The following is a 26,909-nucleotide window of genomic DNA, read 5'->3' as shown; positions in this document are numbered from 1 at the left end:
CCGGCGCTCGGCTCCCTCAGGTGGGGAGCGCGCCTCGGGCAGCGCTGTGCGAGGTGTGTGGGGATATCGAAAGGAACATCGATGAACAGCAGCGGCATCAAGCGCGGACTGGCGGTCTCGGCCGTCGCCGCCATGGCGGCAGTGGGACTCCCGCTCTCGGCGAACGCCACCACCGTGGTCGACCAGTTCGACGCCGACTTCAGCGGCCCGGCGGTCACCCTCTACTCGCAGGCCCTCACGTCGGTCGTCACGACCCGCAACGACGGCTCCAACACCACCGTGCGCCTGCAGGCCGGCGCCACGAGCGACATCAGCAGCGTGCGCTTCGAGTACTCCGCCGACGGTGGTGCGACCTGGAACTTCATCGGTGCCCCCGGCCGCAACGACAGCGGCACCTTCAGCCTCGAGTGGGCCCCGCCGGCCACCCTCGTCAACTCGGTGACCGCGCAGGTGCGCGCCATCGGCGAGGTCGGCAACTCCACCGTCGACGACGCCAAGCCGATCCTCGTGCAGGACGCCAACGGCCTGAGCTCGGCCGTCTCGATCACCGACGCCGACGAGCTCGGCGTCTACCGCTCGCGCATCAACGGCGAGGCCAGCGTCATCGTGTCGGGCACCGCCACCGCCAACAGCCTCCCCGGCGTCTCCCGCCTCGACACCGAGGGCGACCCGGTGTCCCTGCCGGCCGGTGCCGTGAAGACCGGCGCCCCGAGCACCGGCATCGACAGCTGGTCGGCCCTGGTCGACATCAACCCCTACCAGTTCGACACCGTCGACCAGGCCGTCTTCAACGCCACCAACGGCTCCGACGACACCGAGGCCGTCACCCTCTACCGCCAGGTGCTCACCAAGGTCGAGGCGAAGGTCGGCTCGCTCCCCTCGACGCCGAGCCAGACCAGCGACGTCACCGTGACCGTCACCGACCAGCGTGGCAAGCCCGTCGGTGGCGCCTTCGTGATCAACAGCCTCGGCACCCAGGCCCAGATCACCGACGCGCGCGGCCAGGCCACCTTCAGTCAGTCGGTCAACAACGGCAACGTGCAGTACATCGCCAAGGAGATCAACACCTCCAAGGCGTACCAGCCCGAGCTCGGCGACAAGCAGACCGCCGACGTCCTGGTCGGGCTGGCCCAGGCCAGCAAGCTCGTGGCCGCCTCGGCCGACGGTGCCGCCTTCGACCGAGACGAGTTCGCCAACGGCGACCTGACCATCGAGGTGCAGGACCAGGGCGGCGACCCGTTCACGGCCACCGGCCAGACCCTCAGCTTCAACTGGGTCATCACCCCCTTCGACGGCTCGGCGGCCATCACCACCCCCACGCAGACGATCACCGACCCCGCCACGGAGTCGATCGCGCTGCCGAGCTCGAAGTCGGGCACCTACGACCTCTTCGCCTCGCTGAGCGACAGCGGCACCAACAACCCGATCGCCAAGTCGAAGATCGGCTCCTACAAGGTGGGCGAGGCGGCGGTGACCTTCTCGCAGGGTCCGATCTCGGCCGCACCGGGCACCACCGTCGACATCGCCGGCAAGCTGCTGCTCGAGGACGGCACCCCGCTCGCCGGTCGCACCATCGACCTGGCGTACGCCCAGGGTGACGAGTTCGACGCCCAGGGTGGGCAGACCGTGGCCGACGCGGCCCTCGCGAGCCCCACCGCGGTGAAGACCGGCGCCGACGGCGGGTTCACCGCCAAGGTGCGCGACTTCGCCGAGACGCCGCCGCGCGTCGAGGTCGGTGGCGTGCTCACAGCCACCTCGGCCTCGACCGGCGCCGTCGAGACCCAGCGTGTCGACTTCACCACCGACGCGGCGCCCGCCGACGCCAAGGTCACCGTCGACCCCAGCTCGACCACCGGCAAGGCCGGTCGCGCCGTTAGCTCGACGATCACCGTCACCAGCGCCACCGGCACCCCGCTGCCCGGCGTCACGGTCGCGCTGTCGCTCGACCACGGCCAGTTCGTGGCCGGCGCCAAGGCCCCCGCGGCCGGCGCCTTCGACCCCACCCCGAACGCCATCGGCGCCACCATCACCCGCACCACGGACACGAAGGGCGAGATCACCGTCGACTCCACGGTGCTGCGCGACGCCGGCTTCGACGACGACGGGCTGCAGAAGGCGACCCTCACGGCGAAGGCGGGCACGGTGTCCGGCACCTCGACGGTCGAGTTCAGCAGCCGCGACGCCGAGAACCTGAGCAGCGTGGCCCTCGTGCCGACGTCCTCGCCCACGGGTCCGGTGCGTCTCGGCGAGTCGGTCAGCTACGAGGTCGTGGCCAAGGACCAGTTCGGCAACCGGACCTCCACCACGGGCGACAGCGTCGAGATCCAGAACGTCACCACCGACAACGTGGTCGACACGACCGACGCCGACTTCGACGACACCGACGGCGACGTCGCGCTCGACTCGAACAAGGCGGGCACCGTGGTGTTCCGCGCGGTCGTGCCGGACGGCGCCGACAAGTTCGACGCCAAGCTCGTCTCGCAGTCGATCGACGTCACCTCCGAGCCGGTCTCGATCGAGTTCTACGCCGCCCAGCCGACGACGTTCACCATCAGCGGGCCGACCGGTTCGCTCCAGCCGGGTGACGCGGCGACCGTGACGGTCAAGGTCGTCGACCAGAAGGGCAACCCGGTGAGCGGGCTCGAGGTGCAGTTCGTGCGCGACGGCGACCCGTCGCAGCGTTCGATCTTCACCGGCCCGAGCGGCGAGGCGACCTACGTCTTCAACCGCACCACCGAGGGCACCGAGAAGGTCACCGCCGTCGTCCGCGACAACAGCCAGACCGTGCTCAAGCAGCTGTCGACCACGATCGTCTACAAGGCCGAGGCCCCGGCGCAGCAGCCCGTGTCGGCCCGGGTGATCGGCTACAGCAAGGGTTCGCTCGACGTCATCGCCATCAACGCCCAGAGCGACGCTGCGGGCGCGGTCGTCAACGTCTACAAGGTGGTCGGCGGCAAGCTCGTGCGCCAGAAGGCGGGCAAGCTCAACGCCAGCGGCGACACCACGGTCTCCGTGGCCGACACCAACGGCTCGAGCCGCCTGACCGGTTACAAGGTCATCGTGTCCCCGACCTCGAAGACGCTGAAGTTCACCAGCGCCCAGATCAACGTCAAGTGACCGAGTGACGAGGGACTGACGCTCGGGCAGCCCCCCCAGCGACCGATCCGGGAGCGCGTCTCCCGGGTCGGTCGCCGTCGGTGCACCGGCTCGCCCAACGAGCGGCGGGGCCTCCGAGACCCTTCGCACGGAGCCGGTGAGGCGCCATCGGCGGCAGCACCATGAAGGGCGCGACCCGGGCCAGGAGCCATTTCGCTGCGGGACCTGACCCGGGTCGCGTCCCCGATTCCACCACAGTCGCCCGATCAGGAGCGGCATCCGACCTCAGGCCGGGTGCCGCTCCTCGTCGTCTCCGGCAGTTCCGTCCACTCCGTCCGCTCCGGGCGCCGTGGCTCAGGCGGGCAGGCCGGAGCGGCGCATCGCGTAGACCCAGCGCCGTCGCGGGTGCTCGGACACCGACCACAGCGACTGCGTCTGCGGCCACCACACGACGTCCTCGGGGCCGATGGGGGTGGCGCGGCGGTGCTCGCGGAAGCTGCCGGGCGTGCCGACGTACACCGAGCCCCGTGTCGCCGGCCCGCGCGAGCGGGTGACGTAGCAGGTGCCCTCGACCACGACGACGCCCTGCATGCGCGCCTCGCCTCGATCGTCGATCTCGGCGGCCGACCGGCCGCTGTCGCCCACTGCCGGCAGCAGTGTGGTGGCGTCGAGAGGGAAACGGGCCACGCGGCGGCTCTGCTGCGGGCTGCCGTACTCACCGACCACCAGGGCCGGCTCGCGGCCCGAGCGGTCGAGGCTGAGGAACGAGAAGCGCAGCCGGTCCTCCTTGCGCGGCGCGTGCCCGCGATGGGTCGAGCGCGCAGGCAGCACGTAGCGGTGGCCGAAGGTCGGCACCGCGGCATCCGCGCCCGACGAGAGGCTCTCGGGCACCAGCAGCAGGTCGTCGACGTCGAAGCTCACGAACCCGCGGGCGGTGGCCGCGACGTGCAGGTGCCGCCCGTGCCACACCAGCCCGCCCGCGTGCACCTTCACAGGCTTCACCTCGAGGCCCTGCTCGGTGAGCACCGGCTCGACCAGCAGCACGTGCGCGTAGCGGCGATGCTCCAGGTCGACCACGCTCACGCGGGCGCCCTCGCCGTTCTTGGAGTACCAGGACGTCACGAGCACGTCGTGGCCGTGGACGTCGGCGAAGCCGGTGAGGGCCGAGGTGGTGATGCCCTGCGGCCACCAGGTGCGATCGCGTCGGTCGAGGGCCTCCCAGGTGAAGGCCGCGGTGACCTTGCGGCCCAGCAGGCGCGGAGTGGGAGCGAAGGTGCGGCGCAGGCGGCGGCCGTCGTCCACGAGGCGGGCGGCGAGGCCGTGGACGCCGATGCGCCCGCCACCGCGCGCCTGCACCAGCTCGCGCAGGGCGTCGATCGCCGCCGCGTCGTGGTCGGTCCGCTCCAGCTCGATGCCTGCGTGCTGCCCCGCCATGGCCGCCACGGTAGCCAGGCGAGGGGGAGGGCCACGACCCGGCACAATGACGCCGTGCGCGGGATCTTCTTCGAGGAGGACCACGCCAGGGCGGCCGCCCTGGCGCTGGTGCAGGCGGGTTTCGCCGCCGAGGTCGTGCGCGAGCGGCTCGCCGGCGAGGACGACGACGAGGACCACCCCTGGGCGGTGCTGACCGACGCTCCCGAGATCCAGCTCGAGATGCTCGTGGAGACCTACGACGGGTGGCTCGATCCGGACGACCCTGCGCCGCCGCCCGTGCGCCCGACCATCCTCCCGCCCCTGCCCGGGCGCCCGCGCGGCACCGGCGACTGAGCACCCGGCTGGCGGTGTCGGTGGCGCCACTAGGCTCGCCAGCATGAGCGATCAGCCGTCCCGCCGTCTGCTGCTGGTGCACGCCCACCCCGACGACGAGTCGATCGGCCAGGGCGCCACGATGGCCAAGTACGTCGACGAGGGCGTGGGCGTCACCCTCGTCACCTGCACCGCCGGCGAGATGGGCGAGATCCTCGTCCCCGAGCTCGAGCACCTCGCCGCCGACAAGGAGGACGGCCTCGGCGAGCACCGCCGCGGCGAGCTCGCCGACGCGATGGCGGCGCTCGGCGTCACCGACCACCGCTTCCTCGGCGGCTTCGGACGCTTCCGCGACTCCGGCATGAAGTGGCACGAGCAGGGCTATGCGATCCCCGCCGACGACGTGAGCCCGAACGCCTTCTGGAACGCCGACCTCACCGAGGCGGCCACCCTCCTGGTCGAGGTGATCCGCGAGGTCCGCCCGCAGGTGCTCGTGACCTACGACGAGTTCGGCGGCTACGGCCACCCCGACCACATCCAGGCCCACCGGGTGGCGATGTACGCCGCCGTGCTGGCCGCCGCGCCGTCGTACCGGCGCGACCTCGGTGAGGCCTGGGAGATCGACAAGATCTACTGGGGCGCCATCTCCGAGACCCGTATCCGCCAGGGCCTGCGCTCCCTGCGCGCCGCGGGGGACACGACGACCTTCGAGGGCATGGATCCCGACGGCCCGCTGCCCCCGATGTTCCGCCCCGACGAGGACATCAGCTGCGAGGTCGACGCCAGCAGCCACATCGACCGCAAGATGGCCGCGCTGCGCGCCCACGCCACCCAGATCACCGCCGAGCACGGCTTCTTCGCGCTCTCCAACAACATGGGCTCCCAGGCGCTCGGCACCGAGCAGTACCGCCTGGTCAAGGGCACGCCCGGGCCGCTCGGCGAGCACGGCTGGGAGACCGACCTCTTCGCCGGTCTGTCGGTCTGAGCCGCGCCGACAGGCCCGTACCCGTGAGCCCGACCGGATCCGAGGCGGCGCCCGTGCGTCGTCCACGCGTCGCCCGCATCGTCGGAGGGCTCGCGCTGGCGGTGCTCGGCGTCGCCGTCGGTGTGAGCAGCGTGGCGGTGCATGCCCTCGCGTGGGGCCTGCCGCTGGGCATCGCCACGGTGGCCGCGGTGCTCGTCGCGCTGCCGGCCGGTCTCTCCGGGCGGTTCGCCTTCGCCGTGGGCTGGGTGGGCGTGCTCGTGGTGGCGATGGTCAGGCGCCCCGAGGGCGACTTCCTCATCGCCAGCGACCTGCTCGGCTACCTGCTGCTGGCGCAGGGGCTCGTCGTCCTCGCGGTCGGCACGGCGGGCGTGGTGCCGCGCCGCGGCGCTCGCTCTCGCGGCGAGGGCGTCGAACCCGACGCTGCCCGTGGGAGCGGCGACGCCGGCGACGTCGGAGGCGTTACTTAAGATTCTCGGGTGAGCATCTTCGACCCCGACCCCAGCGGCCAGACGGTCGACGACCGACCCGAGCGGGCCGGCGGCCGCGTGGTCGTGGTGCTCGTGGTCGTGCTGGTGCTCCTCGTGGCCGGCGGCTACGCCGCAGCGCGCGTGGTCGCAGGAGACCGGGTGCCGCGCGGTGCCTCCATCTCGGGGGTCGAGGTCGGCGGCCTCACGCGGGCGGCCGCCATCGAGAAGCTGCGTGACGCCTTCGAGCCGCGCATCGCCCGCTCCATCGACGTCTCGGTGCGCCACTCCACCGACGGCGCCACCGAGGCCGGCACGAAGGGCACCGACCAGGTCGCGGCCGACGACCTCGGTCTGCGCGTCGACTACGCCGCCTCCGTGGACGACGCCGGCGCCCGCGCGAGCTGGGCGCCCGGCCGCCAGTGGGACTTCTTCACCGGTGGCCGCGACGTCGACGCGGTGGTCGACATCGACGAGCAGCGGCTCGACGCCACCCTCGACGAGCTCGCCTCTGGCCTCGGCACGCCGCCGCGTGACGGCCAGATCCGCTTCACCGCCGACGGCGTCGAGACCGTCGCCCCGGCGGCCGGCGAGGAGATCGACCGCGAGGCCGCGAAGGAGGCGCTCACCGAGGCCTTCCTGCAGCGCGAGGCGTCCGTCGTCCTCGAGGTGGAGCCGGCGCAGCCCGACATCGACGCCTCCGACCTCAGCGAGGCCGAGGAGAACTTCGCCAACCCCGCGATGTCGGCGCCCGTCACGCTGGTGTTCGGCAAGAGCCAGGTGCGCCTCGAGCCGGCGCGCTTCGCCTCCGCGCTGTCGATGAAGGCCCAGAACGGCGCGCTCGTGCCGCAGGTCGACACCACCAGGCTCACCGCTTTGGTCAAGCGCGCCACCACCGACGGTGCACCGGTCGACGCCACCGTGCGCGTCGTCGGCGGCAAGCCGCAGGTCGTGCCGGCCAAGCCCGGCGTCTCGTTCGAGCCCGAGCAGGTGGCCGCGGTGTTCACCGGGCTGCTCACCAAGCCCGAGGGCCAGCGCCGCGCGAGCGTCACCGCGAAGGTGGTCGAGGCCGACTTCACCACCGCGGACGCCCGCAAGCTCAAGATCGTCGAGCGCGTCTCGCGCTTCCAGACCTTCTACCCCCACGCCGACTACCGCAACGTCAACCTCGGCCGCGCCGCCGAGATCATCGACGGCACCCTGCTCAAGCCCGGCGAGACCTTCTCGCTCAACGGCATCGTGGGCGAGCGCACGAAGGCCAACGGCTTCACTGAGGGCTACATCATCAGCGACGGCATCCTGCGCAAGGACCTCGGCGGCGGCGTCTCGCAGATGGCCACCACCGTCTTCAACGCGATGTTCTTCGCCGGCCTCCAAGACGTCGAGCACAAGCCGCACTCCTTCTACATCGACCGCTACCCGGTGGGCCGCGAGGCCACGGTGGCGTGGCCCAGCGTCGACCTGCGCTTCCGCAACAACACGCCCTACGGCGTCCTCGTGAAGGCGGCCGTCGACCCGAGCTCGCCGGGCGGCCAGGGCACGGTGACCGTGTCGATGTACTCCACGAAGATCTGGGACATCGACTCGGCCACTTCGCAGCGCTACGCCTTCGTGCCGCCGCGCACCCGCACCCTCACGACGCCCGACTGCGAGGCCTTCACCGGCTACTCCGGCTTCCAGGTCGACGTCACCCGCATCTTCCGCAAGGTCGGCTCCTCGGCGGTGGCCAAGCGCGAGAGGTTCCACACCGTCTACACCCCGGCCGACAGCGTGCGCTGCGCGAAGCCGGGCGCTCCAGCGCCGGCGGGCACCGGCACCGACTGAACCGTCTCGTGGCAGGGCGTCGCGGGCACGGCGCGGCGTTGCTAGGGTGGAACACGTTCTAGTTTCGCCCCGTGTCGCTCCCGCGGCCGCCCGACCGGAGACGCCCATGACCGCCACCCCCGTCATCGAGGGCTGGTTCACCACCGGCGCGGAGCCGCACCTCCTCGCCACCCGCTGCGCGCAGTGCAGCAACCTGGTGTTCCCGCCCGTCCCCGTGGACGACGCCCGCGCACCGCTCTTCTGCCGCAACCCCGCGTGCGACGGCACCGAGCACACCACCGTGCCGCTGAGCCGCCGCGGCACGGTGTGGAGCTACACCGACGCGCAGTACCAGCCGCCCGCGCCCTACTTGCCGGCGAGCGATCCCTATCGCCCCTTCGCGCTGGCGGCGGTCGAGCTGGCCGACGGCATCGTCGTCCTCGGGCAAGTGGCCGAGGGCTACGGCACGAGCGACCTGCGGGTGGGCGCCGAGGTCGAGCTCGTCGTCGAGACGCTGCACGCCGACGACTCGGGCGACCGGCTGATCTACCGCTGGAAGCCGGTCGCCGCCGACGGAGGCGAGCGATGAGCGCGCGTGGATCGGTGGTGGTGGCCGGTGCCGGCATGCACCCGTGGGGCAAGTGGGGCCGCAACTTCACCGAGTACGGCGTGCACGCGGCACGCGCTGCGATGGCCGACGCCGGGGTGGCGTGGAGCGACGTCGACCTGGTGGTGGGCGGTGAGACCGTGCGCAACGGCTACGCCGGCTACGTGGCGGGCTCGACCTTCGCCCAGGCGCTCGGCTGGAACGGCGCTCGCATCGCCACCTCGTACGCCGCCTGCGCCACCGGTGCCCAAGCCATCGACACCGCGCGCGCCCGCATCCTCGCCGGGCTGAGCGAGGTGGCGCTCGTGGTGGGCGCCGACACCACGCCCAAGGGCTTCCTCGCCCCCAACGCCGGCGAGCGCTGGGAGGACCCCGACTGGCTGCGCTTCCGCCTGCTCGGCATGACCAACCCCGCCTACTTCGCCCTCTACGCCCGCCGCCGGATGGACCTCTACGGCGCCACGAGCGAGGACTTCGCGCAGGTGAAGGTGAAGAACGCCCGCCACGGCCTCGCCAATCCCAACGCCCGCTACCGCAAGGAGGTCGCGGTGGAGGACGTGCTGGCCTCCGCGGTGGTCTCCGACCCCCTGCACCTGCTCGACATCTGCGCGACCTCCGACGGCGCGGCGGCCGTCGTCCTCGTGGGGGAGGAGTACGCCCAGCGCCACGGTCTCGTCGACCCTGTGCGGGTGGCGGCGGTCTCGACCGTCACGCCGACCTTCCCGAACACCGTGATCGACATGCCGCTGCTGGCCACCGACTGCTCGGCGGCCACCGGCACGCCGGAGCGCACCTTTAAGGAGTCGATCGCCCACGCCGCCTACGAGGAAGCCGGCATCGCCCCCGAGGACGTCGACGTGGCCGAGGTCTACGACCTGTCCACCGCCCTCGAGCTCGACTGGATCGAGGACCTCGCGCTCTGCGGCCGCGGCGAGGCCGAGGCCCTGCTACGTGCTGGCGAGACCACTATCGGCGGCCGCATCCCGGTGAACCCGTCGGGCGGGCTGGCCTGCTTCGGTGAGGCCGTGCCGGCCCAGGCGATCGCGCAGGTCTGCGAGCTCACCTGGCAGCTGCGCGGTCAGGCCACGGGGCGCCAGGTCGAGGGCGCCCGGGTGGGCATCACCGCCAACCAGGGGCTGTTCGGGCACGGGTCGTCGGTGCTGCTGGTGCGCTGAGCGCTCAGCGCATGAGCAGCACCGGTGCCCGCGCGTCTGGAAAGGTGGGCCCATGAACGCCGTCACGATCGACGACCTGCCCGACTCCTGGACGGCGCGCCCGCCCGAGCCCGGCGACGTCGCCGAGGTGACGCGGTTGCTCGCCGCGCACCAGGAGGCGGCCAAGGGATCGGGCAGCGCCGAGGAGGCGGCGGTCGAGGCCGTGCTCGTGGGCCCCGGCTCGTGGACGCGCCGCCAGGCGCTCGTGCACGACGCCGACGAGCGCCTGCTCGCCTGGCTCTCGGTGCACGACCGCGCCGCCGGGCGCACCCTCATCGAGGTCACCGTCGACCCGGCGCTCGACGACACCCGGGCCGATCGGTTGGCTGAGGCGCTGTTCGCCGCCGCCCGCGTGCAGGCCGACGACATCGCCCGCATGCGCGAGCTCCCCTCGACCCTGCTCGACTCCGGTGCCTACGCCGACGACCCCCGCCAGCAGCGCTGGCTCGCGGCGGCCGGCTACGAGCACACCCGCACCTGGCTGCAGATGTCGCGCCCCGTCGACCCGGAGGAGAAGGCCAGCCTGCCGGGGCCGCGCGAGGGCGTCGTCGTCCGCCCGGTGGAGCGCCACGAGGACGGCCTGCCACTCGCCGCCGACCTGCAGGCGGTGCACCAGGTGCTCGAGGAGTCCTTCCAGGACCACTTCAGCTCCTACCGCGAGAGCTTCCCCGAGTTCGTGATGCGTCTGCGCGAGGACCCCGGCCACCGCTGGGACCACTGGTGGCTGGCCACCGTCGAGGGCGGCGAGGCCGGCGACGAGCCGCTGCTGGCCGGGGCGGTGGTGTCGTCGGTGCTCACGCCGAGCGCGCCGGGCGGTGCCGAGGGCAGCTACGTCGACTACATCGGCGTCCACCGCCGGGCGCGCGGGCGCGGGGTGGCCAAGGCGCTGCTGCACCAGGTGATCGCCGACGCCGCCGAGCGGGGTCGCGACCGCGTGGGCCTCGAGGTGGACGCCGACAGCCCCACCGGCGCCGACGGCCTTTACACCTCCCTCGGGTGGACGACGAGCTACCGCACGCAGAGCTGGCACCTCACCACCTGAGGCCCGCCGCGGCGCCGGGGTTGCGCCGTCAGGGCTCGAGCCGCAGCAGCTGGTGCTCGCCGCTGAGGCCCTTGAGCTCGACGACGTCGACCTCGCTCATCCGCAGCCGCCCCGGCGCGCCGATGGCCTCGCGCACGGAGGAGGTCAGGAGGATCTCGCCGCCGCCGGCGAGGTCGGCCACCCGGGCGGCCATCGCGACGTTGCGTCCGAAGTAGTCGCCGTCGCGGGCCACCACCTGGCCGCTGTGGATGCCGATGCGCACCTGGATGGGGCCGTGGCGGCGCAGGGTGCCGTCGCGGGAGAGGTCGCGCTGGATGGCGAGTGCGGCGTAGCAGGCGGCCTCGGGGTCGCGGAAGGCCACCATGAAGCCGTCGCCGGCGGTCTTGACCACCTGGCCGCGGTGCTTCTCGATCTGCGCGCGCAGCAGCCGGTCGTGCACGGCGAGCACCTTGACCCAGCGGCGGTCCCCGAGGCGGTCGTTGAGCCGCGTGGAGTCCTCGATGTCGGAGAAGAACAGGGTGACCGTGCCGTCGGGGGAGGCCATGTTGAGGATGTCGGCGCGGGCCTCGTCGCTCGCCCAGGCCTGCAGGTCCTCCACCGTCGAGGCGATGAGGCCGCTGATGCCGTGCGAGCGCACCTTCACCGCGCGCCGCAGCAGGCCGCGCACGGCACGTTCGGCGGACGACGTGCCGAGGGTCGGGCGCAGGGCCGTGTCGAGGTCGGACTCCAGCTGCTCGATGCGCCGCTGCTGCTCGGCCAGACGCTCCTGCAGCAGCGCCCGGTCGCGCGCGAAGGCCACCACGAGCACGGTGAGCACCAGGATCGCCGCGCAGGCGAGGGCCAGGAGCACCACCAGGAGCGTCACGTCGTCAATGTAGTGAGCGGTCATGGGCCCGCGCGGGCGTTGGCCCGCGGCAGTAGCGTGAGATACGTGACGAACGCTGCTGCTTCCCACGCCCCTGCCGCTCCCGCTATCGCCACCGTCGGAGAGCTGCGCGCCTCCGGTCACGAGCAGCGGACGCTGCGCGAGGAGCTGCGCACCAACCTCCTCGCCCGCCTGGCCGCCGGCGAGGACCCCTGGCCCGGCCTCCACGGCCTGGAGGACACCGTCATCCCGCAGCTCGAGCGGGCGCTGATCGCCGGCCACGACGTCGTCCTGCTGGGGGAGCGGGGCCAGGGCAAGACCCGCCTGCTGCGCACCCTCATCGGGCTGCTCGACGAGTGGTCGCCGGTGATCGAGGGTTCCGAGCTCGGCGAGCACCCCTACGAGCCCATCACCGTGGCGTCCATCCGTCGCGCCGCCGAGCTGGGCGACGACCTGCCGATCGCCTGGCGCCACCGCAGCGAGCGGTATGCCGAGAAGCTCGCCACGCCCGACACCTCGGTGGCCGACCTCATCGGCGACGTCGACCCGATGAAGGTGGCCGAGGGCCGCTCGCTGGGGGACCCCGAGACGATCCACTTCGGGCTCATCCCGCGCAGCCACCGCGGCATCGTCGCGATCAACGAGCTGCCCGACCTCGCCGAGCGCATCCAGGTGGCGATGCTCAACGTGATGGAGGAGCGCGACATCCAGATCCGCGGCTACGTGCTGCGGCTCCCGCTCGACGTGCTCGTGGTGGCCAGCGCCAACCCGGAGGACTACACCAACCGCGGGCGCATCATCACCCCGCTCAAGGACCGCTTCGGTGCCGAGATCCGCACGCACTACCCGCGTGAGCTCGCCGCGGAGGTCGCGGTGATCCGCCAGGAGGCCGACCTGCTCGCCGAGCACGTCGACGTGCCCGACTTCCTCGTCGAGATCCTCGCCCGCTTCACGCGCAACCTGCGCTCCTCCAGCGCCGTCGACCAGCGATCGGGTGTCTCGGCCCGCTTCGCCATCGCCGGCGCCGAGACCATCGCCGCCGCGGCCCTGCGCCGCGCCACCATCCTCGGCGAGGACCGCGCCGTCGCCCGCGTGGTCGACCTCGAGACGGCCGTGGAGGTGCTCGGCGGCAAGATCGAGTTCGAGTCCGGCGAGGAGGGCCGCGAGGACGAGATCCTCACCCACCTCCTGCGCACCGCCACCGCCGAGACCGTGCGCGAGCGCTTCCGCGGCCTCGACCTCGCCCTCCTCGTGGACGCCGTCGAGGGCGGCGCCACCGTCACCACCGGTGGATCGGTGGGCGCTCGCGACGTCCTCACCGGCCTGCCGGTGCTGGGGGAGTCCGACCTCTACGACCGCATCAGCGAGCGCGTCAACGGCGAGGGCGGCGGCCGCACGGACGGCGAGCAGGCCGCCGCGATCGAGCTGGCCCTCGAGGGCCTCTTCCTGGCCCGCAAGATCGGCAAGGACACCCAGGTCAGCGACCGAGGCACCGAGACCGTCTATGGCTGAGCCGATCGCAGGGGGCGGATCGACCGGGGCGAGCCGCTACCGCCGCTACGACGGCGGCGACCCCCTCGCGCCGCCCGTCGACATCGCCGAGGCGCTCGACGCCATCGGCGAGGACGTCATGGCCGGCTACAGCCCCGAGCGCGCCATGCGCGAGTTCCTGCGCCGCGGCGGGCAGGACCAGGCTGGCCTCGACGACCTCGCTCGGCGGGTGGCCGAGCGGCGGCGCGAGCTGCTGCAGAAGAACAACCTCGACGGCACGCTCAACGAGGTGCGTGAGCTGCTGGAGAAGGCCGTGCTCGAGGAGCGCAAGCAGCTCGCCCGCGACGCCATGATGGACGACGGCGAGCGCGCCTTCCGCGAGATGCGGATGCAGAACCTGCCCGACTCCCCGGCCGCCGCCGTCACCGAGCTCGGCGACTACGACTGGACCTCGCGTGAGGCCCGCGAGGCCTTCGAGCAGATCAAGGACCTGCTCGGGCGCGAGCTGCTCGACCAGCGCGTCGCCGGCATGAAGCAGGCGCTGGAGAACGCGACCGACGAGGACCGGGCCGCGATCAACGAGATGCTCTCCGACCTCAACGACCTGCTCGAGAAGCACGCGGCCGGCGACGACACGCAGCAGGACTTCGACGACTTCATGGCCAAGCACGGCCAGCACTTCCCCGAGAACCCGCAGAACATCGACGAGCTGCTCGACGCCATGGCGCAGCGCGCGGCCGCAGCCCAGCGGATGCTGAACTCGATGAGTGCCGAGCAGCGCGCCGAGCTCATGCAGCTCTCGGCGCAGGCCTTCGGCTCGCCCGCGCTCATGGAGCAGCTCGACCGGCTCGACATGAACCTCATGAACCTGCGCCCGGGCGAGGACTGGGACGGCTCGGAGAACTTCGGCGAGGGCGGCCAGGGCATGGGGCTGGGCGACGGCACCGGGGTGCTGCAGGACATCGCCGACCTCGACGCCCTCGCCGAGCAGCTCGCGCAGAGCTACGGCGGTGCCCGCCTCGACGACATCGACCTCGACAAGCTGGCTCAGCAGCTCGGCCCGGAGGCGGCGGTAGACGCGCGCACCCTGCAGGAGCTGGAGAAGGCGCTGCGCGACTCCGGTGCGATGGAGCGCGGCTTCGACGGCGAGCTGCGGCTCACCCCCAAGGCGATGCGCCAGCTGGGCAAGGCGCTGCTGCGCGACGTCGCACAGAAGCTCTCGGGCCGCCAGGGCCAGCGCGACCTGCGCCAGGCCGGTGCCGCCGGCGACCTCTCCGGCGCCACCCGCTCGTGGGAGTTCGGCGACACCGAGCCGTGGGACCTCCCGCGCACCATCCTCAACGGCGTCACCCGCCGCTCGGCCGGAGGCGACGACCGTCTGCTGGCCATCGACGACGTCGAGGTCGCCGAGACCGAGGCTCGCACGCAGGCCGCGGTGGCGCTGTGCGTCGACACCTCGTTCTCGATGGCGATGGACGGCCGCTGGGTGCCGATGAAGCAGACGGCGCTGGCGCTGCACACCCTCATCGGCTCGCGCTTCCGGGGCGACGACCTCGAGCTCATCGGCTTCGGTCGCCACGCGCAGACCATGCGCATCGAGGAGCTCACCGCCCTCGACGCCCGCTGGGCCAAGGGCACCAACCTCCACCACGCGCTGCTGCTGGCCAACCGGCACTTCCGCAAGCACCCGAACGCCCAGCCGGTGCTGCTCATCGTCACCGACGGCGAGCCCACCTCTCACCTGGAGTCGAGCGGCGAGGTGTACTTCAACTACCCGCCGCACCCGGCCACCATCGCGCTGGCCGTGCGCGAGCTCGACAACGCGCGGCGACTCGGCGCGCAGACCACCTTCTTCCGCCTCGGCGAGGACCCCGGTCTGGCCCGGTTCATCGACTCGATGGCCCGTCGCGTCGACGGCTCCGTCATCGCCCCCGAGGCCGGCGACCTCGGAGCCGCCGTCGTCGGGTCCTACCTCGGCTCGCGTCGCGGCGGCCGTCCCGGGGCCGGCGGCTCCTACGGCGACTTCTTCGGCTCGCGCGGATTCTGGGCGGGCTGAGATGACCTACCGACTCCGACAGCCCCGCGGTGGACGACGCGCGGGCGCCGTCCACGCCGTCCACGCCGTCGTCGCCCCGATCGCCTCGGTCGTGGGTGTGCTCGCACTGAGTGCCTGCTCGCAGCAGGGCGGGCTGAGCCCGGCCGTTCTCGAGCAGGGGCAGTCCACGCCCGTGACGCTGGCGCAGGAGCAGGCCGACGGCGTCGTCGACGGTGTGCTCCACACGATCGCCGACGACCTCGGCGCCGAGTTCGACTCCGCCGGGCGCACCTACGTGGCCTGCAGCGGTGCCGACGCGACACCCGGTGGCGTGGTCGTGCGCACCGTCGTCACCCTCTCCACCGACGCCGCGGCTGGCGCCGGTGCCGGCGAGCAGGTGCGTGGCGCACTCGACGAGGACGGCTGGGACGTGCCCGGCGGTGCGTCGTCGGCGAAGGTCGTGGCCACCAAGGACGACCAGACCCTCTCCGTGGCCTCTGAGGGCGGCAGCGTGTCGGCCACCCTCGACAGCGCCTGCATCACGACCTCCACGAACGAGGCCCTCGCCCTGCAGCAGCGGGCCACCGAGCCGGTCGCCTGGCGGTGAACGGCCTAGGCTGGGCTGCGTGAGCATCCCCGTCGACCCCGCCGACCTGCACACCGCCCTCGCCGACTTCGACAGCGGCTACCTGCTGAGCACGGCGTCGGCGCGGATCAAGGTCGTCACCGTCGACCCCGTGGTGGACGACGCCGGGCGCCTGCGCATCACCGGGCCCGGCCGCGGCACCCTCGCCAACCTCGCCGAGAACCCCGTCGTCACCGTCGTGTTCGCGCCGCGCGAGCGCTACGGCTACACGCTGCTCGTCGACGGCACCGCCGAGGTCGAGGGCGAGGACGTCGTCGTCCACGCCACCGCTGGGGTGCTCCACCGTCCGGCTTCGCACGCCGAGGCCCAGGGAGGCAGCGTCGCTGCCGACGGGTGCGGCCACGACTGCGCGCCGGTCACCTCCGACGGCGACTAGCCGCCGCGCGCCGGGCTCAGCCGGCCACCGGCTCCTTCGGCGGGTGGAACCCGGGGAGGTACTCCTCCATGAGGTCGCGGAAGGGTGCGCGCGCCTCGAGCTGGCTGAGGACGCCGATCGCGCCGAGCCACGTGCGGTGGATGAGCACGTAGGAGGGCGGCAGGTTGAGCTTGATGGCCACCGAGTACGACGGGTCCTTCGGGTTGTTGACCCGCTGGAACTGCTCGCGCATCCAGGCCCGGCTGAACTGGAAGCTCGGCTCGATGGAGCAGTCGACGAAGGGGGAGAGGTAGTCCATGACGAGCTGGGGCTCGATCTTGATCCGGTCCTTCACGAAGCCCTCCTCGCGCAGGCCGGCCACCAAGCCCTCGGCGTCGCGGGCGGCGCACAGCGTGATGAGGCGGCCCATCGGCTCCGGCAGGCCGGGCTGCGGCAGGCGGGCGACCGAGCCGTAGTCGAGCACGCCGAGCTTGCCGGGCTCGCCGTTCGGGCCGGGCAGGATGCGGAAGTTGCCGGGGTGCGGGTCGGCGTGCAGCAGGCCGGTCATCGCGGGGCCGGCGAACAGGAAGCGGGCGTAGATCTCGCCGTAGTGGTCGCGCTCGGCCTGCGTGCCGTCGGCGATGATCCGCGCCAGCGACCCCTCGGAGTCGAGCCACTCGGTGATGAGCACGCGAGGGCCGACGGCCACCACGTCGGGGACGACGATGGAGTCGTGGTCGCGGAACTTCTCGGCGTAGGTGCGCTGCGCCTCGGCCTCGAGCTCGTAGTCGAGCTCCTCGAGGGCGCGGGCCTGCACCTCCTCGATGAGGGGCTTGATGTCGACGCCCGGGATGAGCGGGCCGATCGCGCGCGCGGCGCGGGAGAGGGTCTTGAGGTCGGCCTCGATCGCCTGGCCCGCCTCGGGGTACTGCACCTTGACCGCCACGAGGCGCTCGGTGCCGTCGTCCGCGCGCCAGCGGCCCTGGTGCACCTGGCCGATGGACGCCGCAGCCGTGGGGGCGCCGTCGAGCCACACCAGCTTCTCGGGCCAGGTGGCGCCGAGGTCCTCGGTGAGCAGGCGGCGCACGGTGGCGGTGGGCATCGGGGGCGCGGAGTCCTGCAGCTTGGTGAGCTGCTCGCGGTAGGGCGCTGCCATCTCCTCGGGCAGCGCCGACTCCAGCACCGACAGCGCCTGGCCGAACTTCATGGCGCCGCCCTTGAGCTCGCCGAGGGTCTTGAACAGCTGCTCGGCGGTGCGCTGCTGGATCTCGCTCATCACCGCCTCGGCGGGCGCTCCGCCCAGACGCTTGCCGAGTCCGACCGCCTGACGTCCGGCGTAGCCGAGGGGGAGGGCGGCCAGGCGGGCCGCGCGGCGTCCGGCCTTGCTGGGGAGGTCAGCCATGTCCTCCAGTGTCGCCGATCGCTCCAACCGCCGCGAGGGGCCGCTGGTCCGCTGCCTCCCGGGGTGCCGAGGGCTCGGGACGCGTGCGGCGGGGTACCGGCGCGCCATGGACGATGAGAACCGACTGACCGCGATCCAGGCCGTCGCCGACCGGGTCACCTCCTGGCAGGACGGCGCCACCGAGGGCACCGTGCTCGACGAGCTGCGCAACGGTGCCGGTGAGGTGGGGGTGGAGATGTCGGACGACGAGCTCACCCGTCTCGTCGCTGCCATCGAGGAGCGTCACGCCGCCGTCGACGTGCGCGAGGTGCTGGCCGGCTGACCGCCGATCCGCTCGTCGGGGTGTTCGCCGCTCAGAAGGCGGGCACCTCGTCGAACCCGATGCCCCGCAGTCCGGTCGCCTTGCACCGCGCCCGAGGCGTGAGGATCGGTAGCGACACGTTGCCCTCGGCGGACCCCGACTGGTTGACCGCGACGATGAAGCGGTCGGCACGGCCCAGCCGACCGGCTCGGACCTCGGCGGCCCCCGAGTTCCAGTCGGCCGTCCCCTGCGGGGGGTAGGCGACGAGCGTGTTGTCGGGAGCGTAGGCGGCCGCCTGGGTCGTGAGCGTCTCGTCGCGCCCGCTCGTGGCGTACTCGGAGTCGCGCAGCCCCGTGCCGTAGACGACGTCGGTGCAGCGCCGGTCGAGGGCCCACATCGTCAGCGCCTGCCGCGCGCCGTAGCTGTACAGCGAGCGGGGGAACGCCTGCTCGTTGACCGTGAGAGTGACGCCGCTGGCCGATCCGATGCTGGTGGCGAACGGCTGCCGGCTGAGGTCCAGCCACTGGTAGACGTCGACCGGGCGCGTCGCGCTCGCCGCCGTGCCCACGACCGCGCGCACCGCGGACGTGCCGCCGGTCGCGAAGCGCACACGGGCCGACCACGCGCCCTTGGTCGACGCCTTCGCGGTGGCGATCGTCGTCCACGAGGTGCCGCGACGCTGCTGCACCTTCACGGCCGCGCTCTTCGGAGCGGTTCCCTTGACGACCACGGTGGTGCCGGCGTCCACCGAGGCGGGGAGCGCCGCGAGGGTGACCGTTGCGCGCCGTTGCGGCGTGCCGGTGGCCGAGGCGGGGCCAGCGAGCGCGACGGTGAGGGTGACGAGCAGCGTGGCGGCGACGACGCGGATCGCTGCGGTGCGGGGGACGTCCATGGGGGCTCCTCGGGGGCGGGCCGAGACGGGGGTCCGGCGAGCCTGACCCATCACCGCCGCTGCGCGCAGCGATTTCACCGATCAGGACGCCCCGACGGCGGAGCGGTGAGCGCCCTCAGGGCACGCGTGCAGGGGAGAGGGGTGCCAGCGCGGCGGCCCGGCACCGGATGCGGGCCGAGACCACCGTCATCGAGAGCGTGGCAGCTGCGGCCCGACTGCCGCTGATGGCGCCGTCGGCGATGATCCGCGTGGTCAGGTTCAACCGATCGGCCGCGGCCAGCCCGGTCTGGGTCCACGTCGACACCCGGTTCTGCTTCCAGTCGGCAGCGAAGGCCGGCCCTACCACCGCGAGGCCGCCGTCGGGTCGCAGCCCGTAGACCTTCGACGCGCCGAGCTCAGTGCCGGTGGCCCGGGCGCGTTCGCTGTCCAGCAGCCCGATCGAGTAACGCAGGTCGGTGCACCGGCGGTCCAGCGCCCAGTACGTGCTGGCGGCGTTCGAGGCGTCGGTGAGGCTCAGTGCGGCCGGATAGCGGCGACCGCCCACGACCACCGGCCCCACGCGCGAGCGCTGCGCTCTCGTGACGAAGGGCTGCGCGCTCAGGCGCAGCCACTGGTACACGTCGACCGCTCGGATCCCGCTGGGCCGACCCGCCGCGACCGCGCGCACCCGCACCGTGCCACCGCTCGTGAAGCGCACCGTCGCCTTCCACGTCCCCCGGGACGACGCGCGGCTGGTGCCCAGCGTCGTCCACGTGGTGCTGCGGCGGGCCTGGAGTGTGACGACCGCCCCTCGCGGCGCCGTGCCGCTCAGACGCACGTCGGCGCCGGAGTCGACCGAGCCCGGCAGGGCAGCCAGCGTGGGTGCTGCCGCGACGCGCGCCGGCGCGGCGGTGGCTGCGGCGGTGCTCGCGACGATGGCGGTGAGGGCGACGGCGAGCGCGGCGATGCGGTGGCGTCGGGGGCGAGGCGGGGGCACGGTCATGGGGGCTCCTCGGTCCGGAGGGCACCAGCATGCCGTGGCTGGCCCGCCCGCGGCGACACCACGGCCGAGCAGCGGGCCCGGTCGGAGGACCTGCCCGAGCAGCGGAGCAGGGGCTGATGACCGAGAAGACGGAGGACGGCGGCGGCCGGGGGGCCACCGCCGTCCTCGACGAGCGCGAGCCTCAGACCGTCTCGGGGAAGGGGATCCCGGTGTTGGCGTGGCAGCGGTAGCCGTGCGGCACCTTCTTGAGGTACTGCTGGTGGTGCGGCTCGGCGTAGTAGTAGGCGCCGGCCGGGGCGATCTCGGTGGTGATCTCGCCGTAGCCGCGGCGGGCGATCTCGTCGCCGTAGACCTTGGTGAGTTCGCGGGCGGTCTGCTCCTGCTCGGGGGAGTGGTAGTAGATCGCGGAGCGGTACTGGGTGCCGATGTCGTTGCCCTGGCGCATGCCCTGGGTGGGGTCGTGCACCACGAAGAACTGCTTGACGAGGTCGGCGTAGCTGACTTGGGCGGGGTCGAACACGATGCGCACGGCCTCGGTGTGGCCGGTGCGACCCGAGCAGACCTCCTCGTAGGTGGGGTTCGGGGTGAAGCCGCCGGCGTAACCCACGGAGGTCGACCACACGCCGGGGACCTGCCAGTAGATCTCCTCCGCACCCCAGAAGCAGCCGAGGCCGAACTCGGCGACCTCGAGGCCGTCGGGCACCTCGTCGGTGACGATCGGTGCGTCGAGCACCTCGTGCTTGGCCGGCAGCGTGAAGGTGGGGGTCGGGCGGCCGGGCAGGGCCGCAGAGGGGTCGATCATCTCTGACTTGCGGCGGGAGAACATGCCTCCATCATCGCTCGGCAGGCAAGGGCTGCCTCACTCGGCCGGGTGCGCCGGGGGCGGGCGGCACGAGTAACGTCGCCCGGGTGAGCGACCACGACCTCGAGCACGACCACGAGCACGACCTGTCGGACGCCGGCTTCGAGACCCGCGCCATCCACGCCGGGTACCGGCCGGACCCCACCACGGGCGCGGTGATCCCGCCGATCTACGCCACCTCCACCTACGCCCAGGACGGCGTGGGCGGGCTGCGCAACGGCTACGAGTACAGCCGCTCGGCGAACCCCACGCGCACCGCGCTCGAGAGCACCCTCGCCGCGCTCGAGGGCGGCGCCCACGGCTTCGCGTTCGCCTCCGGCCTCGCGGCCGAGGACACCCTGATCCGCGCGCTGTGCCGCCCGGGCGACCACGTCGTCCTACCGAACGACGCCTACGGCGGCACCTTCCGGCTCTTCGACAAGGTGGCGCGCAACTGGGGCCTCGAGCACAGCCCCGCCCCGGTCACCGACGTGGACGCCGTGCGCGCCGCGATCCGCCCCGGAGCGACGAAGCTGGTGTGGCTCGAGACCCCCACCAACCCGCTGCTGTCGGTGGGTGACATCGAGGCGATCGCCGCCGTGGCCCACGAGGTGGGGGCCCGGCTCGTGGTCGACAACACGTTCGCCTCCTCCTACCTGCAGCAGCCGCTGAGCCTCGGCGCCGACATCGTCGTCCACTCGACCACCAAGTACGCCGGCGGTCACTCCGACGTCGTTGGCGGCGCCCTCGTCGTGGACGACGCCGAGCTCGCCGAGGCCATCGGGTTCCACCAGAACTCCATCGGCGGCGTCGCCGGGCCCTTCGACTCCTGGCTGGTGCTGCGCGGGCTCAAGACCCTCGCGCTGCGCATGGAGCGCCACAGCGACAACGCCGAGCGCGTCGCGGCGTTCCTGCTCGAACACCCGGCGGTGAGCGAGGTGATCTACCCCGGTCTGCCCGAGCACCCCGGCCACGCGGTCGCGGCCAAGCAGATGCGCCGCTTCGGCGGCATGGTGTCGTTCCGCGTCGCGGGCGGGGAGGAGCAGGCGCTGGCGGTGTGCGCCGGCACCCGCGTCTTCACCCTGGGCGAATCGCTCGGCGGGGTCGAGAGCCTCATCGAGCACCCCGGTCGGATGACCCACGCCAGCGTGGCGGGCACCGAGCTCGAGGTGCCCGCCGACCTCGTGCGCCTCAGCGTCGGCATCGAGAGCATCGACGACCTCCTCGCCGACCTCGATCGCTCACTCGGGTGAGCCGCCGCCCGGCGCACGCGACTAGCCTGACGTCGTGACGAGCGACGGAACGCCCGAGCAGCAGCCCTCCGAGAAGGAACCTGCCGCCGACGGCACTCCGGAGGAACAGGCCCGCCTGCGCCGGCGCCGACTGCTGCGGGGGCACGCCGTCGAGGACCCGTCCGAGGAGACCTCCGAGGAGCGCGAGCGGCGCCTGCGCGACGAGACGCTGCTGCGGCGCTTCGCCCAGCAGTGGGCCTCGGTGCGCGAGGAGCGCCACCAGCCGCTCACCGTGGGTGGCGGCCCCACCAACTTCCGCCGCGCCGAGGTGCCCTTCGGTCTCGACCTCGCCGCCAGCTGGTCGTGGCGCCTGCTGCTCATCGCGGCGGCGGGCTACGGCGTCCTGTGGTTGGTCGGCTACTTCGCGGTGGTCACCATCCCGCTCGCGGTGGCGCTGCTCGTGGGCGCCCTCGCCTCGCCGTTCGTGCGCGGCCTCGTGCGCTTCGGCGTGCCCCGCGGTCTGGCCGCCCTCGTGGTGGTGGTCACCGGCTTCGCCGTGGTGGGCCTGCTGCTCACCTTCGCCGGGCAGCAGGTCGCCTCGGGTGCCACCGACCTGGCCGATTCGACGGTGAAGGGCCTGCAGGAGATCCGCGACTGGTTGAAGAACGGGCCGCTGCAGGCCAGCGACTCGCAGATCAACGACTACATCAAGCAGGCGCAGGACCTGATCACCGAGAACTCCCGCGACGGGGAGTTCCTCACCCGTGTCACCGAGTTCGGCGCGGCGCTCGGCCACGTCGTGGCCGGCTTCTTCATCTCCCTCTTCGCCACCTACTTCTTCCTCGCCGACGGCGACCGCATCTGGGCGTGGATCGTGCGCCTGGCCCCGCGCGCCGCTCGCGAGCGGGTCGACAGCTCGGGTCGCGTCGCCTGGATCTCGCTCGTGCAGTTCGTGCGCGCCACCGTCGTGGTGGCCCTCGTGGACGCGACGGGCATCGCGATCGGCGCCGCCGTCCTCGACGTGCCGTTCGTGCTGGCCATCGGCGTCCTGGTGTTCCTGGGAGCGTTCGTCCCGGTGATCGGTGCGACGATCGCGGGCAGCGTGGCGGTGCTGGTCGCACTCGTCGACCAGGGGCCGGTGACGGCGCTGCTGATGGGCGCGGTGGTCATCGGCATCCAGCAGCTCGAGGGTCACGTGCTGCAGCCGTTCCTGCTCGGCCGGTGGGTGGCGATCCACCCCCTCGGCGTGATCATGGCCATCGCCGCCGGCGTGCTCGTGGCCGGCGTGATCGGGGCTCTGGTGGCCGTGCCGATCGCCGCGGCCGCCAATGCGGTCGTGCTGCACCTGGCGGACCTGGCCGAGCCGCCCGTCCCGGCGGGGACGGACGGCTCGGAGGAGGGGGTCGAACCCCAGCCGGCGTGAGCCGGCGCAGTTCTCGGTGGACGGCTCAGCCGGTGAAGGGCTCAGCCCGTGAAAGGCTTGGCGTCGAGGATGACGACCGTCTGCGTGCGGCCGTTGACCTCGTACGACACCGTCTCGCCGCGGCTGCGGCCGTTGATGGCCTGGCCGAGCGGCGACTGGGGCGAGTAGACGGTGAGGCCCTCGGGCTCGATCTCGCGGGCGCCGAGCAGGAAGCTCTCGGCCTCGTCGTCGTCATCGCCCTCGAACTTGTAGGTGACGACCATGCCGGGCTCGACGATGCCGTCGTCGGGAGGGGTCTCGCCGATCTCGGCGCGGCGGAGCATGTCCTCGAGCTGGGCGATCTTCGCCTCGTTCTTGCCCTGCTCCTCGCGCGCGGCGTGGTAGCCGCCGTTCTCCTTGAGGTCGCCCTCGTCGCGCGCGGCGCTGATCTCGGCGACGATCTCGGCACGGCGGGGGCCCTTGAGGTGCTCCAGCTCCGCCTGGAGCTTGTCGTAGGCCTCCTGCGTCAACCACACGGTGCTGTCGCCGGGCTGGTCGGTCTGGGTCATCTCGAGCAACTCCTGTACTGCGTTCGTCGTCCATGGTCGCGGTGGTCGGGCACACCTGCCTCGCGGCGACCGGCGGGGCCGGAGGCTGGCGAGGGCGCGGGCCCACCGCGCTCGTCGGGCGCCCGCTCGGGGCGCAGGGAATGTTCGATGCTAGCGGGCTCGTGCCCGGTACCCGTCCTCGGCACGCTCAGCGGCAGTGCCGGGCCCGGCCGGGCCTGGCGGGAGGATGGCCGGGGGAGGGCCGGGTCAGCGGAAGCGGGGCTGGCCGTCGGCCTTGCAGCCGATCCACTCCACGGTCGTCGCGCGACGCTCGGTGCGCACCTCGATCGTGTAGACCTTGCGCTGCCCCGCCTCGGGTGCGAAGGCGGTCTCGCCGACGACCGCCTTGTCGGCCGACAGCGCCCGCAGCGAGCAGGTCAGGCCGGTGAGACCGGCGTCGGCGTCGATGCGTACCCGGGTGCTCGCGCGGTAGTCGTCGAGGATCGAGTAGCCGATCTCCTCCGAGGAGACCTCCGGGTCGGAGTGGAAGACCGTGGCCCACGCCAACCACCCGAGGAAGAGGGCGGAGACGGCGACGCCCGCGACCACGGGGAGCGTGCGTCGTCCACGGCGCTGTAGGCCGTAGCGCTGGTCGAGCCGATCGGACGACGCCTCGGCGTGCGGGTCCGGATCGGCAGGTCGGGCGGGTCCGGTGGTCACCCCTTCATGGTGGCATGTCGGTCTTACCTACGATGGTGCGCATGGCCACCTCGCACCCTCCGGCGACCGACCGCCCCGACCGCTCGGGGCTGCGGCTGATGCACGTGCACGCCCACCCCGACGACGAGTCGAGCAAGGGCGCGGCGTCCACCGCGAGGTACGTGGCCGAGGGCGCCGCGGTGCGGGTGGTCACCTGCACCGGCGGGGAGCGTGGATCGATCCTCAACCCGCGCATGGACCGGCCCGACATCCTGGCCAACATCAGCGAGGTCCGGCGCCAGGAGATGGACCGCGCCCGCGACATCCTCGGCATCACCCAGACCTGGCTCGGCTTCGTCGACTCCGGCTGGCCCGAGGGCGACCCCAAGCCGCCGCTGCCCGAGGGGTGCTTCGCCCTCGAGGCGCTGGAGGAGGCCACCGAGCGGCTGGTGCGCGAGGTGCGCGAGTTCCGCCCGCACGTGATGACCACCTACGACGAACGCGGCGGCTACCCCCACCCTGACCACATCCGCTGCCACGAGGTGTCGGTGGCGGCCTTCGAGGCGGCCGGCGACCCCGAGCGCTTCCCCGACGCCGGCGAGCCCTGGCAGCCGCGCAAGCTGTACTACCACCACTCCTTCAACCGTCCCCGCATGCAGGCGCTGCACGACGCGATGGTCGAGCACGGCCTGGAGTCGCCCTGGGAGCAGCGCCTCAAGGACTGGGAGCCCGAGCCCGAGTGGGACGCTCGCATCACCACGCGGGTGCCGTGCGGCGACTACTTCGGCGTGCGCGACCAGGCGCTGCTGGCCCACGCCACGCAGATCGACCCTGACGGCTTCTGGTTCGCCGTGCCGCGCGAGCTGCAGGAGCGGGTCTGGCCCACCGAGGACTTCGAGCTCGTGGTCAGCTTCGTGCCCTACGCCGTGCCCGAGGACGACCTGTTCGCGGGCATCGACCCCGACGCTGACCTCGAGCTCGGTGAGCCGGTGGAGGTGTCGCAGGCCTGAACGCCGCCCGGGCCGGGTGCCGTCGGGTGCCGTCGGGTGCTGCCGGGTGCTGCCGGGTGCTGCCGGGTGACCCCGGTGCTGTCGGGTGGGGCGTGTGCTGGTGGGTGGGGCCGACGCGCCTGCCACACTGGAGGGTATGCACGGTCTCACCGCCCACGTCGTCACCTCCCTGCTGCCGCTCGTCGCGGGCGGTCAGGACGGCCAGGCGCCGCCGGACGACGAGGTGGTCGCCGGGTGGACCGGGTTCGCCGTCTTCATCTCGCTGGTGATCGCCGTCGGCGTGCTCGGCTGGAGTCTCGGTCGCCAGCTCAAGCGCGCCGAGCGGGCCAAGGCCGAGGGCGTGTACGGCGACGCTCCCGAGGAGAAGGTCCTCCCGGACGACGGCCCCGGCACCGATGTGCCCGAGAGCCCCGAGGTCGCCGAGCACTCGCGCCGCTCCGGCGACCCCGGCGCGGAGTAGCGGCGCTGGCCGGGCAGCCACCGATGGCGGGCGTCACCTCCTCGGGCAGGGGCGGGCAGGGGCTCTCGAGGTGATCGGGCTCGACCAGCTGCTGGGCTTCGGACTGGCGGCGCTGGTGGTCATCGTCATCCCGGGCCCGAGCGTGGTCTTCGTCATCGGACGCGCCCTGTCGTACGGCCAGCGGGTGGCGCTGGCGAGCGTCGTCGGCAACACCGGCGGCCTGTTCGTCGTGATGGCCCTCGTCTGCGCTGGCCTCGGCGCCCTGGTCGCCCGCTCGGACCTGATCTTCCTCAGCGTCAAGCTGGTCGGTGCCGCCTACCTGGTCTGGCTCGGCGTCCAGGCGTGGCGCCACCGCGGCGCGCTGGTGATGAGCGAGGACGCCGGTGCCCCGCTCACCGTCGCCACCGCGGTGCGCCAGGGCTTCGTCGTCGGGGTCAGCAACCCCAAGGGCTTCGTCATCTTCGCGGCGATGCTCCCGCCCTTCGTCGACCGCACCGGCTCCACCCCGGTGCCGCTGCAGATGCTGCAGCTCGGCGCAGTGGCCGTCGTCCTCGGACTGGTGTGCGACGGCACCTGGGCCGCCGTCGCGGGCCGCGCCCGCGACTGGTTCGTGGCCTCCGAGAGCCGCGGCCGCGCGCTCGGCGCCGTCGGCGGCACCTCGATGATCGCCCTCGGAGTCGCGATGGCGCTCTCGGGTGGCGTGCACTGACGGCTCAGCGTCCGGCGAGTTTCCGGGGTCGGGGGTTGCGGTGTGGCGCCAAACCGCAAGCTTTGGCGGGCGTTTGGTGCGG

The 26,909-nt window shown here is 72.8% G+C and carries 26 protein-coding genes; 18 read left to right on the top strand and 8 right to left on the bottom strand.

The window, feature by feature from the left end:
• Positions 1-81: 81 nt before the first annotated feature.
• A complete protein-coding gene (locus ACERUN_RS16190; RefSeq protein ID WP_370291068.1) occupies positions 82-3,117 on the top strand; it encodes an Ig-like domain-containing protein in 3,036 nt (1,011 codons plus the stop codon).
• 333 nt (positions 3,118-3,450) lie between these two features.
• On the opposite strand, the gene ACERUN_RS16185 is transcribed toward ACERUN_RS16190, so the two are convergent.
• The gene (locus tag ACERUN_RS16185) at positions 3,451-4,530 is read right to left on the bottom strand and encodes a hypothetical protein (RefSeq protein ID WP_370291067.1); all 1,080 of its coding nucleotides are present in this window, start codon (positions 4,528-4,530) and stop codon (positions 3,451-3,453) included.
• 54 nt (positions 4,531-4,584) lie between these two features.
• Between ACERUN_RS16185 and ACERUN_RS16180 the strand changes: the two genes are divergently transcribed.
• From ACERUN_RS16180 to ACERUN_RS16150, 7 genes are all read left to right on the top strand, one after another.
• Positions 4,585-4,863: a hypothetical protein gene (locus tag ACERUN_RS16180; protein WP_370291066.1), complete on the top strand. Its 279-nt coding sequence runs from the start codon at positions 4,585-4,587 to the stop codon at positions 4,861-4,863.
• Positions 4,864-4,906: 43 nt separating this feature from the next.
• Positions 4,907-5,827: an N-acetyl-1-D-myo-inositol-2-amino-2-deoxy-alpha-D-glucopyranoside deacetylase gene (gene mshB / locus ACERUN_RS16175; RefSeq protein WP_370291065.1), complete on the top strand. Its 921-nt coding sequence runs from the start codon at positions 4,907-4,909 to the stop codon at positions 5,825-5,827.
• Between the two features lie 23 nt (positions 5,828-5,850).
• Positions 5,851-6,294, top strand: a complete 444-nt coding sequence (locus ACERUN_RS16170; protein WP_370291064.1) for a DUF6113 family protein — start codon at positions 5,851-5,853, stop codon at positions 6,292-6,294.
• 9 nt (positions 6,295-6,303) lie between these two features.
• Entirely contained in the window at positions 6,304-8,115 is a 1,812-nt protein-coding gene (locus ACERUN_RS16165; RefSeq protein ID WP_370291063.1) for a VanW family protein, read from the top strand.
• 106 nt (positions 8,116-8,221) lie between these two features.
• Positions 8,222-8,683 (top strand): Zn-ribbon domain-containing OB-fold protein, encoded by a 462-nt coding sequence (locus ACERUN_RS16160; RefSeq protein ID WP_370291062.1) that lies wholly within the window; start codon positions 8,222-8,224, stop codon positions 8,681-8,683.
• Positions 8,680-9,876, top strand: coding sequence for a lipid-transfer protein (locus ACERUN_RS16155; RefSeq protein WP_370291060.1), 1,197 nt, complete (start codon positions 8,680-8,682; stop codon positions 9,874-9,876). The genes ACERUN_RS16160 and ACERUN_RS16155 overlap by 4 nt, the downstream gene beginning before the upstream one ends.
• A gap of 52 nt (positions 9,877-9,928) precedes the next feature.
• Positions 9,929-10,957 (top strand): GNAT family N-acetyltransferase, encoded by a 1,029-nt coding sequence (locus tag ACERUN_RS16150; protein ID WP_370291059.1) that lies wholly within the window; start codon positions 9,929-9,931, stop codon positions 10,955-10,957.
• 28 nt (positions 10,958-10,985) lie between these two features.
• Here ACERUN_RS16150 and ACERUN_RS16145 read toward each other — a convergent pair whose 3' ends face one another.
• Entirely contained in the window at positions 10,986-11,822 is an 837-nt protein-coding gene (locus tag ACERUN_RS16145; protein ID WP_370291058.1) for an adenylate/guanylate cyclase domain-containing protein, read from the bottom strand.
• Positions 11,823-11,888: 66 nt separating this feature from the next.
• Between ACERUN_RS16145 and ACERUN_RS16140 the strand changes: the two genes are divergently transcribed.
• The 4 genes from ACERUN_RS16140 to ACERUN_RS16125 are packed head-to-tail and all read left to right on the top strand — an operon-like array spanning position 11,889 to position 16,370.
• Positions 11,889-13,334 carry a magnesium chelatase gene (locus tag ACERUN_RS16140; RefSeq protein WP_370291057.1) on the top strand — a complete coding sequence of 482 codons (1,446 nt, stop codon included), beginning with the start codon at positions 11,889-11,891 and terminating at the stop codon, positions 13,332-13,334.
• Positions 13,327-15,369, top strand: a complete 2,043-nt coding sequence (locus ACERUN_RS16135; RefSeq protein WP_370291056.1) for a VWA domain-containing protein — start codon at positions 13,327-13,329, stop codon at positions 15,367-15,369. The genes ACERUN_RS16140 and ACERUN_RS16135 overlap by 8 nt, the downstream gene beginning before the upstream one ends.
• A 1-nt stretch (position 15,370) precedes the next feature.
• Positions 15,371-15,955 (top strand): hypothetical protein, encoded by a 585-nt coding sequence (locus tag ACERUN_RS16130; protein ID WP_370291055.1) that lies wholly within the window; start codon positions 15,371-15,373, stop codon positions 15,953-15,955.
• 19 nt (positions 15,956-15,974) lie between these two features.
• Complete coding sequence (locus tag ACERUN_RS16125) at positions 15,975-16,370, top strand: pyridoxamine 5'-phosphate oxidase (protein WP_370291054.1); 396 nt, start codon at positions 15,975-15,977, stop codon at positions 16,368-16,370.
• Positions 16,371-16,386: 16 nt separating this feature from the next.
• Here ACERUN_RS16125 and ACERUN_RS16120 read toward each other — a convergent pair whose 3' ends face one another.
• Positions 16,387-17,751, bottom strand: a complete 1,365-nt coding sequence (locus ACERUN_RS16120; protein ID WP_370291053.1) for an ABC1 kinase family protein — start codon at positions 17,749-17,751, stop codon at positions 16,387-16,389.
• Between the two features lie 106 nt (positions 17,752-17,857).
• Here ACERUN_RS16120 and ACERUN_RS16115 point away from each other — a divergent pair, with 106 nt between their 5' ends.
• A complete protein-coding gene (locus ACERUN_RS16115; RefSeq protein WP_370291052.1) occupies positions 17,858-18,073 on the top strand; it encodes a hypothetical protein in 216 nt (71 codons plus the stop codon).
• 31 nt (positions 18,074-18,104) lie between these two features.
• On the opposite strand, the gene ACERUN_RS16110 is transcribed toward ACERUN_RS16115, so the two are convergent.
• The 3 genes from ACERUN_RS16110 to msrA all read right to left on the bottom strand — a co-directional run bounded on the left by ACERUN_RS16110 (position 18,105) and on the right by msrA (position 20,752).
• Entirely contained in the window at positions 18,105-18,944 is an 840-nt protein-coding gene (locus ACERUN_RS16110) for a hypothetical protein (protein ID WP_370291051.1), read from the bottom strand.
• 115 nt (positions 18,945-19,059) lie between these two features.
• A complete protein-coding gene (locus ACERUN_RS16105) occupies positions 19,060-19,926 on the bottom strand; it encodes a hypothetical protein (protein WP_370291050.1) in 867 nt (288 codons plus the stop codon).
• A 181-nt stretch (positions 19,927-20,107) separates the two neighbouring features.
• The gene (gene msrA / locus ACERUN_RS16100) at positions 20,108-20,752 is read right to left on the bottom strand and encodes a peptide-methionine (S)-S-oxide reductase MsrA (protein ID WP_370291049.1); all 645 of its coding nucleotides are present in this window, start codon (positions 20,750-20,752) and stop codon (positions 20,108-20,110) included.
• Between the two features lie 83 nt (positions 20,753-20,835).
• On the opposite strand from msrA, the gene ACERUN_RS16095 reads away from it, so the two are divergent.
• The gene (locus ACERUN_RS16095; protein ID WP_370291048.1) at positions 20,836-22,020 is read left to right on the top strand and encodes a cystathionine gamma-synthase; all 1,185 of its coding nucleotides are present in this window, start codon (positions 20,836-20,838) and stop codon (positions 22,018-22,020) included.
• A gap of 34 nt (positions 22,021-22,054) precedes the next feature.
• Entirely contained in the window at positions 22,055-23,422 is a 1,368-nt protein-coding gene (locus ACERUN_RS16090) for an AI-2E family transporter (RefSeq protein WP_370291047.1), read from the top strand.
• 41 nt (positions 23,423-23,463) lie between these two features.
• Here ACERUN_RS16090 and greA read toward each other — a convergent pair whose 3' ends face one another.
• Together greA and ACERUN_RS16080 are read right to left on the bottom strand one after the other, a co-directional pair.
• Positions 23,464-23,970 carry a transcription elongation factor GreA gene (gene greA, locus ACERUN_RS16085; protein WP_370291046.1) on the bottom strand — a complete coding sequence of 169 codons (507 nt, stop codon included), beginning with the start codon at positions 23,968-23,970 and terminating at the stop codon, positions 23,464-23,466.
• Between the two features lie 246 nt (positions 23,971-24,216).
• Entirely contained in the window at positions 24,217-24,669 is a 453-nt protein-coding gene (locus ACERUN_RS16080) for a DUF4307 domain-containing protein (protein WP_370291045.1), read from the bottom strand.
• Positions 24,670-24,710: 41 nt separating this feature from the next.
• Here ACERUN_RS16080 and mca point away from each other — a divergent pair, with 41 nt between their 5' ends.
• From mca to ACERUN_RS16065, 3 genes are all read left to right on the top strand, one after another.
• On the top strand, positions 24,711-25,658 hold the full coding sequence (mca, locus tag ACERUN_RS16075) for a mycothiol conjugate amidase Mca (protein WP_370291044.1): 948 nt from the start codon (positions 24,711-24,713) through the stop codon (positions 25,656-25,658).
• A gap of 136 nt (positions 25,659-25,794) precedes the next feature.
• Positions 25,795-26,118 (top strand): hypothetical protein, encoded by a 324-nt coding sequence (locus ACERUN_RS16070; protein ID WP_370291043.1) that lies wholly within the window; start codon positions 25,795-25,797, stop codon positions 26,116-26,118.
• Positions 26,119-26,188: 70 nt separating this feature from the next.
• Positions 26,189-26,827 carry a LysE family translocator gene (locus ACERUN_RS16065; RefSeq protein ID WP_370291042.1) on the top strand — a complete coding sequence of 213 codons (639 nt, stop codon included), beginning with the start codon at positions 26,189-26,191 and terminating at the stop codon, positions 26,825-26,827.
• The last annotated feature ends 82 nt before the right edge of the window (positions 26,828-26,909 follow it).

It is taken from the genome of Nocardioides sp., from assembly GCF_964229035.1.
In the GTDB taxonomy this organism is placed as follows: Bacteria; Actinomycetota; Actinomycetes; order Propionibacteriales; family Nocardioidaceae; genus Nocardioides.
This window is presented reverse-complemented; position numbering and strand designations above follow the sequence as displayed.